The organism is Vreelandella songnenensis, from assembly GCF_003002925.1.
In the GTDB taxonomy this organism is placed as follows: Bacteria; Pseudomonadota; Gammaproteobacteria; order Pseudomonadales; family Halomonadaceae; genus Vreelandella; species Vreelandella songnenensis.
In genome coordinates this window covers 52,707-65,074 of the sequence record NZ_PVTK01000009.1, presented here as the reverse complement: position 1 = coordinate 65,074, position 12,368 = coordinate 52,707, and the positions used below count along the sequence as shown (strand labels likewise).

Genomic DNA, 12,368 nt, shown 5'->3' with positions numbered 1-12,368 from the left:
AGTGTGTCTTGAAGTATAACGACTTGCGCGAGTTCGTAGCGGCGCTGGAGGCGCGCGGTGAGCTCAAGCGTATCCAGGCCGAAGTCGATCCTTACCTGGAAATCACCGAAATCTGCGACCGTACGCTGCGTGCCGGTGGCCCGGCGCTGTTGTTCGAGAACGTGAAGGGTCACGACATGCCGCTTCTGGGCAACCTGTTCGGTACGCCGAAGCGCGTGGCGCTGGGGATGGGGCAGGAGTCGGTCGAAGCGCTGCGGGAAGTGGGCAAGCTTCTGGCGTTTCTGAAAGAGCCGGACCCGCCCAAGGGCTTGAAAGACGCCTGGGACAAGCTGCCGATCTTCAAGCAGGTGCTGAGCATGGGGCCGAAGAGCGTCAAGCGCGCCCCGGTGCAGGAGGTCGCGTACGAAGGTGACGAGGTCGACCTTGGCCGGCTGCCCATTCAGCACTGCTGGCCAGGCGATGCAGCGCCCCTGGTGACCTGGCCCTTGGTCATTACCCGCGGGCCGCATAAAAAGCGCCAGAACCTGGGGATCTACCGCCAGCAGAAGATCGGCAAGAACCGCCTGATCATGCGCTGGCTCTCCCATCGGGGAGGGGCGCTGGATTTCCTGGAGTTCCAGAAGGCCCACCCCGGTGAGCCGTTCCCGGTCGCCGTGGCTCTGGGGGCGGATCCCGCCACTATCCTGGCCGCCGTAACCCCCGTTCCCGATTCTCTTTCCGAGTACGCGTTTGCCGGGCTATTGCGCGGTTCGCGCACCGAACTCGTCAAGTGCGGCCATTCAGACCTTGAAGTGCCGGCCTCCAGCGAGATCATTCTGGAAGGCTTCATTCATCCTGATGACATGGCACCGGAAGGCCCCTACGGTGATCACACCGGTTACTACAACGAGGTGGATCACTTCCCGGTGTTTACCGTCACGCGCATGACCATGCGCCGGGATGCGATCTATCACTCCACCTATACCGGGCGGCCCCCGGATGAGCCGGCGGTGCTGGGCCTGGCGCTGAATGAAGTGTTCGTGCCCATTCTCTGCAAGCAGTTTCCGGAGATCGTCGACTTCTATCTGCCCCCGGAAGGCTGCTCCTACCGCATGGCCGTCGTCACCATGAAGAAGCAGTACCCCGGCCACGCCAAGCGCGTGATGATGGGGGTATGGAGCTTTCTGCGTCAGTTCATGTACACCAAGTTCGTGATCGTGCTGGATGACGACGTGGACGCGCGCAACTGGGAAGACGTGATCTGGGCCATCACCACGCGGATGGACCCGGCCCGGGATACTGTCATGGTCGAAAATACACCCATCGACTACCTGGATTTCGCCTCCCCGGTATCCGGGCTTGGCTCCAAGATGGGCCTGGATGCGACCAACAAGTGGCCGGGAGAGACCGATCGCGAGTGGGGCACTCCCATTGTGATGGACGAAGCGGTAAAAAACCGTGTGAACGAGCGCTGGGAAGAGCTGGGTATCGATATCCCGCTGCCCGCGCCCCGGCACGGCGGCTAACGCGGCCGCCCATACGGATCGATTTTCTACAAAGAGGCTTTCATGAGCGCAAGGACGTTACTAGAGACTGCTCCGTGCAGGACGTTAACCTGCCAGGTAACGGCCGTTGAGGATTTGAATCCCGATGTGTTTGGCGTCACCCTGGAAGGCCGCGCCGAAGCGATGGCCCATGCGCCCGGCCAGTATCTTGAGCTTCAACTGGACGAAAATACCTGGGTGCCGTTTTCGATTGCCAGCGCCGAGAAGGGTGATGGGGTGATCGAGCTGCATATCCAGCACTGGCCCGAGCGCGACAACTCGGCACGTCTGCGCAACCTGCTTCAGGTGGCCAACCAGCTTACCCTGCGACTGCCAAGCGGCGCGTGCGTAGTGGACCCGCAAAGCGAGCGTCCGCTTCTGTTGATTGCCGCCGGTACCGGTTTTGCTCAGATGAAGGCCATCATTGAGGCAACGCTGCGCGACCAGCCGAAGCGCTCCATTGCGCTCTGGTGGGCGACCCGCGAGCATCGGGATATCTACGCCGAGAACCTGGCCTCTGACTGGGCCCAGCGCTACCCCCAGGTAAGCTTCCAGGCAGTGACCGAGTTCCCTCTGACCGAGCCTCTGGCAAGCGGTGAGCGCATTCACCATCATCAGGGCCGAGTTGACCTGGTGCTGGAAAAGTCGGGCCTTGCATTCAGCGATTACGACATTTACCTGTCAGGCTCGCCTGGCATGGTATACGCCTGTCTGGACGTGCTGGAGGCCAAAGGCGCCACGGCCGAGCGCGTCTTCTCGGATGTGTTTGCCTACGCCCCGCGTCCTTGAACACGCCTGGGGCATTAAACGTCCTGCCAAGATCGAATAGCGCCACTGTTTCGCGACGAACAGTTGCCATTTGTCACGCTTGAAGGCAGGATAAAGCAACGCTTTACCAATGCGTGGCATCAAACGTCACGTTGAACGCTTATTTTCGCAGCGCTTCCGGCCTGCCAATAACCAGGATTGATATGCCAACACTCGCCTTTGCTCACCGTGCTAAATGCCTGCCCTTGGCGGCGGTTGGCGCGAGCGCGCGTGGTGTTGCCTATTTTGGATATTGGTTTAGCGGCGGTGTGCCCGCGGCCGACGTCTGACGTCGCGCCACCAGGCACACCCACTAGGTTGCCTGCCGAATGTCTGAACCCCGGTTGGTAACCCAGCCGGGGTTTTTGCGTTTAGCACCCTTTGTTCAATGCTATCGGCTTTTCAACGCCATAGAAACGTCATCAAGGAGCGGCACCATGACTTATCGCGCTTATCAATACGCTACTGCAACCGGCTATGTGGGCTATGGCTGGCGATTTAGCGACGCGCGGTCGGTGCAAGCTGCCACCTCCGACCGCGCCAGCCTGGGTGGTAACGCCAGTCAACGATGTCATGCGAGTCCGGAGAATCCTTTATGAACGCCCCCATAAGCCCAGCCCTGAACATGAAACGTACTGCCTCGGCCCCTGAAGCCAGTACCGCCACGCTGTTACCCACGCCCGCCCAGCTGCGCCAGAGCGTAGCAATAGAGGCAGCACTCGCGCGGCAGATATCCAGCCAGCGCAAAGCGGTGCACGATATTCTGAGCGGGCAGGATGATCGCCTGCTGGTAGTCGTCGGCCCGTGCTCGATACACGACCCGGACGCCGCGCTTGAATACGCCGACCGCCTGGCGGTACTGAGCGAGCAGGTAAGCGAGCGGCTGCTGCCGGTGATGCGCGTCTACGTTGAAAAACCGCGTACTACGGTGGGCTGGAAGGGGCTTGCCTACGACCCGGACCTGGACGGCAGCGGCGATATGGCGAAGGGCATTACGCTATCGCGGGAATTGATGCACGCCGTGGCCGCCCGCGGCCTGCCGGTCGCCACCGAGCTTCTACAGCCCATGCTCGCGCCTTACCTGGATGATCTGTTGAGCTGGGTCGCCATCGGCGCACGCACCACCGAGTCCCAGCTGCATCGCGAGCTGGCAAGCGATCTGGCAGCTGCGGTCGGCTTCAAGAATGCCACCAGCGGCGATGTTCAAATCGCCATTGACGCCATGCAGGCCGCCGCTCATGGTCATCAGCGCTTTGCTCAGGATGCCAACGGGCGCCCGGTGATGCAGCAGAGCGCCGGCAATCCGCACACCCACGTGGTACTGCGCGGCGGGCATGGCGAGCCTAACTACCAGGCGTCGCACGTTCAGGCGGCCGTCAAGGCTCTTGCTCAGGCGGGTCAGAATCCGCGGCTCATGGTCGATTGCAGTCATGCCAACGCGCGCAAGGATCACCGCCGTCAGAATGAAGTCATGCTGGACGTACTGGCCCAGCGCCAGGCCGGAAACGCCAATCTGGTCGCGCTGATGCTGGAGAGCCACCTGTTCGAGGGCAAGCAGCCGTTGAATCCCAGTGCTCTACGCTACGGTGTTTCCGTGACCGATGCCTGTATCGGCTGGGAGGCTACCGAACGGCTGTTGAAAACCGCCGCCGAACGATTGGGCTGATACCCAAAGGAGGGCTTGCCTGCCCCGGCCAGCCCCGTATCATAGGCAGCGATGACACCTGGTTCAGGCGAGAGGTTGGGCATGGTTTTTACGCTGGAACAGCACGATTCAAGCAAGTATCGCCGCAAGGCGCGCATGATCAGTATTGCCATGGCGGGTCAGCTGGTCATTTTCGGCATGCTGTTCTCGATGCTGCTGACATCGACCTTTGGCAACAGCCTGTGGTTTTACGCACTGGGCATCGTGCTGGGGCTTCTTGCTACCAGCGCCCTGTTTGCAGTACTGCGCGAGCGCCCGTGGATGGCGGAGATGCGCTACGTGTGGCAACTCAGGCAGCATCTGTCGCAGATCAGCGGCTTTTTGCCCACGCTGCGCGGCGCGGTAGAAGAGGATAACCGCGCGGCGCTGGATATCGTGACGTTCTACCACGCAGGGGTTGCGCAGCTTGCCACTCTTAATGGCCGCACGCCGCCCGAGGATGCCGCCTGGCTTGCCGAAGCGAAATACCTGGCTGAAAAGCGCGAAGCGCTTGGGCTGCCTGCCCGGGTCGAGCGCTTTGACTCGCAGGATCTGCAGGCTTTCAAGCGAAGCTGACGCAAAACGATAGTCAACAATAAACCATGGGTATAGGGAGCAGGGAATGACGCGGGGGTTACACCTTATTCAGATAACGGCGGCGGGCGTTCTGGCCGTGGCACTGGCCGGTTGTGCCACCACGCAGGCGCCTGACGCCACACCCGCCAAGACCACGGTGAACAGCAGCGCACCGCTGTTGCCCTCGGTGTTGTTTGCAGGCACCGCCGAGCGCTTTCAGGGCTGGCACTGCACGCCAGCCAATCAGCATCTGGTGAGTGCCACCAACGCGCAGGATCTGCGTCTGTGGTCGCTGCACGGCGCCTGGCGCCTGCCTCAGGCCGTGGTTGCCAGCGGCGCACGCTATCAGAATGGCGAGATCAGCTTCTGGAACCGTGGCGATCAAGCCATGGTGGAAACGCCGCGTGGCCAGCTGCAGTGCACGCTGAGCGATCAGAGAACAGCGCTGACACGCGCCGAGCAGCCGGGTGTAATGTTCTTCGGCCAGGGCAACGAGCCCGGCTGGACGATTGCGCTCGCCCACGACGCGCCCACGCTGAAGATGGAGCTCAACTACGGCGACGAGCGTATCGAGCTTCCCTACATCATCAGCGTCATGGATAACGACGCGGGCCGGGTCGTGCTTGAAAATTCCCGCGTGGAGCCTTTCTTCCGGCTGCGCATCGAAGCCGCTGCCTGCTTCGACAACATGAGTGGGCAACCCTACCCCGCCCGCGTCACGCTCAACTATGCCGGCGAGCAGTACAGCGGCTGCGGGCAGGGCATCGCGCCTTAGTATCAAGCCGAGCCTAGCAGCGGTACGTAAAGCGCTCGACCCGCCAGTGCGAAGCCACAAAGTCGCTGGCGCAAAGGGCCGTTACGTTACCGGTGGCGCGTTCGGCAAGTCGTGACAGCGTCGCCAGGCTAATGCCTCGGGGCGACTCGACCGCCTCGCTGGTGGCTACCGGCACCCAGCGTCCATCCTCAAGCGTTGCCAGCGTAAAGCTGAAAGGATGAAAGCCGGGAAAGCCCAGGCGGATGTCGGTTGCTATCAGGGTCTGCCGGCCGTTGAGCAAACGCACGTCGTAGCGCAGAAATGGCCCGCTAAACCACGCCAGGCGCTGGCCCAGTGCCCCGGCGAGCGCATGCTCTTCAAGGCCTGCATTGCGCCATAGCGCCTCCAGTTGAGGCAGGCGTGGCGCATCCAGTACGCTGATCAAGCTCTCGTAGTAGCGGTCCTCATTTACCACCGTGGCGCGCCATAGCAGAATATTGAACGGCGTTGGCTGGATCAGCACCGGGGCCTGGCTCAGCCCTTGCGCCGCCAGCGCCGGGGCAAGGCGCTGCTCCACGTTCCACTTGGCGCCTGCCGCCAGCATCAAATAAAGGCTCGACGCCATAAGCCCCCACGCGCAGTACTTGCGCACTCGCTTTGATGCAAGCGCGATGCCCAGACCAATCAGCAGTGCCAGGGTATATACCGGGTCGATGATAAAGATAATCGGCCAGGCCGCGGGCAGCATATCCAGTGGCCAGAAAAGCTGCGTGCCGTAGGTTGTCAGTGCATCCAGCAGCGGGTGGGTGATCAGGCAGAGCGTAAAAAAGCCCCACCAGTGAAGCAGTGAAATATCCCGTGCCGGGGCAAAGCGCTTGCATGAAAGTGCCAGAAGCGTGGCAAGGCCGGTGAGTACAAACAGCGAATGGGAAAAACCGCGGTGTTCGGTAACGTTGGCAATGGCGTCGCCATAATCCAGCGCAACATCCAGGTCGGGCAGGGTGCCGAGCAGGGCGCCAATCAATACGGCCTTGCGCCCCAGACGTCGGCCCAATACCACTCCCCCCACCGCCGCGCCCAGTGCCGCCTGCGTGATTGAATCCACTGGTGTCTCCTTGGGGGGTTGCCCGCTAAGATGATGACTTGATTTTTATTATACAGGGTTATTGGTTTTGTTCCCCTTTGTCACAGCGCTGTAAAAAAAAGGCCGGTCAGATTCGGCAGGGCAGGCAGGTTTGGCAACTGGGCAATTTCTCTCTTCCCGCGATATGATGAGCGTTGAATCGACCCGATCGTTATGACAGGAGTTGGCATGCAATATTTACACACCATGGTGCGCATCAAGGATATAGACGCTTCGCTACGCTTTTACTGCGACCTGCTGGGGCTTAAAGAGGTACGCCGCAAGGAGAGCGAAAAGGGCCGCTTTACGCTGATCTTTCTGGCCGCGCCTGACGATGAGGCACGCTCGACTCGGCTGACGGCCCCGGAGCTTGAACTGACCTACAACTGGGACCCGGAGGAGTACACCGGTGGGCGCAATTTTGGTCATCTGGCCTATCGCGTCGACGACATCTACGCCCTATGCCAGACGTTTCAGGATAATGGCGTCACCATCAACCGGCCGCCTCGCGATGGTCATATGGCGTTTGTTAAATCGCCGGACGGTATCTCGATAGAACTTCTCCAGAAAGGCGATGCGTTGCCGCCCCAGGAGCCCTGGGCCTCCATGGAAAACAGCGGCAGCTGGTAAGGGGAATGATATGCTCATGAAAAAATACCGCACCCGGGCCTGCCTGCTGCCGTTTCTAGCACTGAGTGCCTTGTTGCTCAGCGCCTGTAGCAGTACGCCGCAGACGCCGCAGCTCAACGATACGCCGCGCCACTCAGGTCTGTCAGGCCCGGTAGTCGAGCAGCGCTGGAACCTGCTGCTGGTAGGCACCGATGAACGGCTATCGTTCGCGGAAGCGCCATTTTTTACGATTTCACGCGACGGCACGGTGTCAGGCTTTGATGGCTGCAACCGCTTTACCGGCCATGTCAGCCTTGGTGAAAGCCACCGCATCGATTTTGAAGGGCTTGCCACCACGCGCATGGCCTGTGCGAACATGGCAGACGCCAAGCGGGTCACGGATATGCTGGATACCGCTTATCGCTACCTGATCGATCATGACCGCCTGGTCTTTTTCGGACCGGATAGCCGTGTACTTGGCGGCTGGCGCGAGGGTAAATAAAAATTTTCAGTCGCCCAATGGGCCTGCCGGTTCGCTGTGTGACGCCAGCAAACTCTCGGCGGGCCTGTTTTCAGCAAAAATAACAGGTTGATTTAAATTAATTTTTTAAAATTAAAACCAATATTTAAATAAAGAATACGGCTTTTTTAGCGAGGAGTAGGGTCTTTGTTTTAGCTGCGCGCGGCTTTGAATTGGTTGTATTGCGTGGGCGATTAACGAAAGAGTCGTGATGGATTTACAGCACAACTGGTTTGTTAGGAGTATCTTCTAATGTAATGATTGCAGTGGCTATATCATCAGCCAGCGTTAACGCTATATCCGTTTCGCAAGTCAACCAATGACTTAGCCACTGGTGTACCTTGGCGTCAACGGTTTGAGCCATCAGCGGGTTGTCTCTGAATAGCACTAACCACCCGTAATGCTTGCCTGCTTCACTTAGCTGAATCGCTAGTGTGCCTTGATCGTACCTTACCCGTTTATCGCTGTGCGTCTGACCACTCTCATCATTTAACAAGGCAGATAGCATCGACAGTTCATGTTCGGTTGGACAGTTGCCAAAGCGGAAAGAATGATCCTGGTAGACAAGGCTTATCCCACAGGCCTTGAACGCATCGCACCAGCTTTGAGCGTAGCGCTCCATGATCTGTTCGATATGGGTAAAGCCTTGAATATCATTGCTAAATCGTATTCTAGATACGTTTAATCTGGCCTGCTGCTCAGCCATGCGCCTGGCGTCAAGAAGGCGCCACTGATGAATGGCGATCTCAATGAGCGCCTCGATTTCCCGTGCGGGTTTTGCATCCGTCGCTGACGGGTATCCTATATAGCCCAGTATTTGCTGCTTTCCTTTTAACCCATGATAAGTAAGCGAGGAGCTGTTCAACTCTTGTGTGGAGCCAATGGAAAGTATCCAATGATCCGATTTATTTATGCTTTCAATAGGAAAGTAGCCAACCGGCATCAATGCCTCTGCTGAGAGACATTGATAGATAACGACCGGACTGGGTTTATCTACTAAGATGGAATGGAGCGTTGAGGCTAACTGCTTACAAAGTTCGGCGTGATTAGTGGCCGACAAGAGTAAGAAGCTTTGGCTGTGGAAATCCTCAGAATGTCGATCCTGTAGGTAAGATATTTCACTCATGTTGAACCTCCAGCAGCATCAAGTCTTGTTACTTTCACCTCCGCGGAGCCGTTAGTTTCAGGCAAGACTTGCAATTGAATTTTTGATTCAATCAAAAAGTGAACCGCTATTCAACTATCGTTGGATAATCGATTCACATTGGGGGCATGAATGAAAAAACTATGTTTGCGGAGCGCTTAAAAATAGCGATGGAGTCGGCTGGCTATGATGTTCGTCCATCAACGCTGGAGCGGGAATTCAATCTGCGCTATTGGGGAAAACCGATAACGTTCCAAGCGGTCAGGCGTTGGCTGCGCGGCGATTCGATTCCTAATCAAGACAAACTTCAGCTATTGGCGAAGTGGTTACGCATTGATCCTCATTATTTACGCTACGGTGAAGGTAGTGCCAATAATGTTAGTGAGCCTTCTGCCCCTTGGGAGGTATCGTCCAGCAATGAAGAACGGCAAATATTATCGCTGTACCGAAGCTTGCCCACTGCCCAACGCAAGGTAGTGCGCAAGGTGCTGGAGACGTTCGTCAGAGCGTATTCGACTGGTGAAGTCAGCAAGGTATAACCCTACTCCTTTGAAACATCCCTATAGCAAAGCGGCCATCAGGCAGCTCTAAAGCCCCATGCTCAAGTTAACGAACCTGGCCGACCTATAAAAACGCCCGGCTCACAGGAGCCGGGCGGTATCATGGGCCTGATCAATCTATCGAAGACTACAGCGCTTCGATCTTGGCCTTCTGCTCTTCCAGCAACTTTTTAGCCGACTGGAACTCGGCCAGTTTGCCGCGCTCTTTCTCGATCACGGCATCCGGGGCCTTGGCGATAAAGCCTTCATTGCCCAGTTTCTTCTCGATGCCGCCAATCAGCTTGTCCTGCTTGTCGATCTCCTTGTTCAGACGGACAAGCTCGGCATCCTTGTCGATCAGGTCGGCCATGGGCACCAGCACTTCCATATCGCCCACCAGCTGGGTGGCCGAAAGCGGGGCGTCGCTGGGGTTGGCAAGCCAGGTGGCGCTTTCCAGCTTGGCAAGCTTGGCCAGGAAGTGGCGGTTGCTTTCGAGCCGCTCGGCGTCTTCGGGCTTGCCCTTGGTCAGCAGCACGTCCAGCGGCTTGCCGGGGGCGATGTTCATCTCGGCGCGAATATTGCGCACGGCGATGATGACGCCTTTCAGCCATTCGATATCGCGGCTGGCCTGCTCGTCGATCTTGCTCTCGTCGGCTTCCGGCCAGGCCTGCAGCATCAAGGAGGCGCCTTCACCCATGAAGGTGCCGGCCAGAGGCGATACGCGCTGCCAGATCTCTTCAGAAATGTAGGGCATCATCGGGTGCGCCAGGCGCAGGATGGTTTCCAGCACGCGCACCAGCGTACGGCGGGTGCCGCGCTTGGCTTCTGCGGCGGCATTTTCGTCCCACAGTACCGGCTTGGAAAGCTCCAGGTACCAGTCGCAGTACTCGTTCCAGACGAACTCGTAAAGCGCCTGGGAGGCATGGTCGAAACGGTACTCGTCCAGCGCCTTGGTGACCTGGGTCTCGGTCTTCTGCAGCTCGGAAATGATCCAGCGGTCAGCCAGGGAAAGCTCGACCTCGCTGCCGTCGGTGCCGCAATCCTCGCCCTCGGCGTTCATCAGCACGTAGCGTGAGGCGTTCCACAGCTTGTTGCAGAAGTTGCGATAGCCTTCCAGGCGGTTCATGTCGAACTTGATATCGCGCCCGGTAGTCGCCTGGGAAAGGAAGGTAAAGCGCAGTGCGTCGGTGCCGTGGGCTTCGATGCCGTCCTTGAATTCGTCGCGGGTCGCCTTGGCGATTGCCTTCGCCTTTTGCGGCTGCATCATGTTACCGGTGCGCTTCTCGAGAAGGGCATCCAGGGTGATACCGTCGATCAGGTCGATGGGGTCCAGCACGTTGCCCTTGGACTTGGACATCTTCTGGCCCTGGCCGTCGCGCACCAGACCATGCACGTAGACGGTCTTGAAGGGCACCTGGTCGGTGAACTTCAACGTCAGCATGATCATCCGGGCGACCCAGAAGAAGATGATGTCAAAACCGGTGACCAGCACGCTGGTGGGGTGGAAGGTCTCAAGGTCAGGCGTCTGTTCCGGCCAGCCCAGGGTGCCGAAGGTCCAAAGACCCGAGCTGAACCAGGTATCCAGAACGTCTTCGTCCTGGGTCAGCGCGAGATCCGCGCCCAGGCCGTGCTTCTCGCGGGCTTCCTCTTCGGTGCGCGCTACATACACGTTGCCGTCAGCGTCGTACCACGCCGGTATACGATGGCCCCACCACAGCTGGCGGGAAATACACCAATCCTGCAGGTCGCGCATCCACGAGAAGTACATGTTCTCGTAGTTCTTGGGCACGAACTGAATATCGCCTTTTTCCACCGCTTCAATCGCCGGCTTGGCCAGGCTTTCGACCGCCACGAACCACTGATCGGTCAAAAGCGGCTCGATGACATCACCCGAGCGGTCGCCATAGGGCAGGGTGTTGTTGACGGCTTCGACCTCGACCAGCAGGCCAAGCGCATCCATGTCGGCAACAATTTGCTGCCGCGCTTCAAAACGGTCAAGCCCCGCGTACTTGGCGGGCAGGCTGGCGTCTTCTTCCGGCTGGGGCTGGCCCTTGAGGTTGAAGATTTCCGCCGTCTCCAGAATGGTGGCGTCCTTGGAGAAGACGTTGATCAGCAGATGGTTCTGGCGCTTGCCGACTTCATAGTCGTTGAAATCGTGGGCCGGGGTGATCTTCACGCAGCCCGAGCCTTTTTCCATATCGGCGTGTTCATCGGCCACGATCGGGATGCGCCGGCCGACCAGCGGAAGCTCGATGAACTTGCCCACCAGCGACGCGTAGCGCTCGTCTTCCGGGTTGACCGCCACGCCGGTATCGCCCAGCAGTGTTTCCGGGCGCGTGGTGGCCACCACAATGTGATCCTTGCCCTCCGCGGTCTTGACGCCGTCGGCCAGCGGGTAGCGGAAGTGCCAGAAGCTGCCCTGCTGCTCCTTGTTCTCCACTTCCAGGTCGGAAATCGCGGTGTGCAGGGTAGGGTCCCAGTTGACCAGACGCTTGCCGCGATAGATCAGCTTCTCTTCATGCAGGCGAACGAAGACTTCCTGCACCGCCTTGTAGAAGCCCTCATCCATGGTGAAACGCTCGCGGGACCAGTCGACGCTGGCGCCCATGCGGCGCAGCTGGCGGGTAATATGGCCGCCGGACTCCTCCTTCCACTCCCAGATCTTGTCGGTAAATGCTTCGCGGCCCAGGTCATGGCGCGTCTTGCCCTCTTCGGCGGCGACCTTGCGCTCGACCAGCATTTGGGTCGCGATGCCCGCGTGGTCGGTGCCTACTTGCCACAGCGTATTGTTGCCCTGCATGCGCTTGTAGCGCGTCAGGGTATCCATGATGGTGTCCTGGAACGCGTGGCCCATGTGCAGGCTGCCGGTCACGTTGGGCGGCGGAATCATGATGGAGAAAGGCGCGCCCTTACCCGATGGGGCAAAGCGGTTATCGGCTTCCCAGCGCTGGTACCAGCGGGTTTCGATCTGTTCGGGTTGGTAGGTCTTTTCCATGGAGTGGCTCACCGCATCGATGCTCCCCGAAGGAAAGCATGGAATTCATAATAGGGTCGAAAAAAATGGCGACAAGTATAGCGCGATAAGACGT

The 12,368-nt window shown here is 58.8% G+C and carries 11 protein-coding genes; 8 read left to right on the top strand and 3 right to left on the bottom strand.

What is annotated here, in order from left to right; genetic code table 11:
• Positions 1-8: 8 nt before the first annotated feature.
• From ubiD to B0H98_RS14090, 5 genes are all read left to right on the top strand, one after another.
• Entirely contained in the window at positions 9-1,505 is a 1,497-nt protein-coding gene (gene ubiD, locus B0H98_RS14110; RefSeq protein ID WP_106375707.1) for a 4-hydroxy-3-polyprenylbenzoate decarboxylase, read from the top strand.
• Positions 1,506-1,547: 42 nt separating this feature from the next.
• Positions 1,548-2,312, top strand: a complete 765-nt coding sequence (locus tag B0H98_RS14105; RefSeq protein ID WP_106375706.1) for an FAD-binding oxidoreductase — start codon at positions 1,548-1,550, stop codon at positions 2,310-2,312.
• A gap of 613 nt (positions 2,313-2,925) precedes the next feature.
• Positions 2,926-3,996, top strand: a complete 1,071-nt coding sequence (locus tag B0H98_RS14100) for a 3-deoxy-7-phosphoheptulonate synthase (RefSeq protein WP_106375705.1) — start codon at positions 2,926-2,928, stop codon at positions 3,994-3,996.
• 81 nt (positions 3,997-4,077) lie between these two features.
• Positions 4,078-4,590 (top strand): DUF3087 family protein, encoded by a 513-nt coding sequence (locus B0H98_RS14095; RefSeq protein WP_106375704.1) that lies wholly within the window; start codon positions 4,078-4,080, stop codon positions 4,588-4,590.
• Positions 4,591-4,636: 46 nt separating this feature from the next.
• Positions 4,637-5,365, top strand: coding sequence for an MliC family protein (locus tag B0H98_RS14090; RefSeq protein ID WP_106375703.1), 729 nt, complete (start codon positions 4,637-4,639; stop codon positions 5,363-5,365).
• Between the two features lie 13 nt (positions 5,366-5,378).
• On the opposite strand, the gene B0H98_RS14085 is transcribed toward B0H98_RS14090, so the two are convergent.
• Positions 5,379-6,449: a metal-dependent hydrolase gene (locus B0H98_RS14085; protein WP_106375702.1), complete on the bottom strand. Its 1,071-nt coding sequence runs from the start codon at positions 6,447-6,449 to the stop codon at positions 5,379-5,381.
• Positions 6,450-6,656: 207 nt separating this feature from the next.
• On the opposite strand from B0H98_RS14085, the gene gloA reads away from it, so the two are divergent.
• Together gloA and B0H98_RS14075 are read left to right on the top strand one after the other, a co-directional pair.
• Positions 6,657-7,097, top strand: a complete 441-nt coding sequence (gene gloA, locus B0H98_RS14080; protein ID WP_106375701.1) for a lactoylglutathione lyase — start codon at positions 6,657-6,659, stop codon at positions 7,095-7,097.
• Positions 7,098-7,107: 10 nt separating this feature from the next.
• Positions 7,108-7,578 carry an META domain-containing protein gene (locus tag B0H98_RS14075; protein ID WP_106375700.1) on the top strand — a complete coding sequence of 157 codons (471 nt, stop codon included), beginning with the start codon at positions 7,108-7,110 and terminating at the stop codon, positions 7,576-7,578.
• Positions 7,579-7,813: 235 nt separating this feature from the next.
• Here B0H98_RS14075 and B0H98_RS14070 read toward each other — a convergent pair whose 3' ends face one another.
• The gene (locus B0H98_RS14070) at positions 7,814-8,722 is read right to left on the bottom strand and encodes a hypothetical protein (RefSeq protein ID WP_106375699.1); all 909 of its coding nucleotides are present in this window, start codon (positions 8,720-8,722) and stop codon (positions 7,814-7,816) included.
• A 161-nt stretch (positions 8,723-8,883) separates the two neighbouring features.
• Between B0H98_RS14070 and B0H98_RS14065 the strand changes: the two genes are divergently transcribed.
• Positions 8,884-9,279, top strand: coding sequence for a transcriptional regulator (locus B0H98_RS14065; protein WP_279628403.1), 396 nt, complete (start codon positions 8,884-8,886; stop codon positions 9,277-9,279).
• 148 nt (positions 9,280-9,427) lie between these two features.
• On the opposite strand, the gene B0H98_RS14060 is transcribed toward B0H98_RS14065, so the two are convergent.
• The gene (locus tag B0H98_RS14060; RefSeq protein WP_106375697.1) at positions 9,428-12,274 is read right to left on the bottom strand and encodes a valine--tRNA ligase; all 2,847 of its coding nucleotides are present in this window, start codon (positions 12,272-12,274) and stop codon (positions 9,428-9,430) included.
• Between the last annotated feature and the right edge of the window lie 94 nt (positions 12,275-12,368).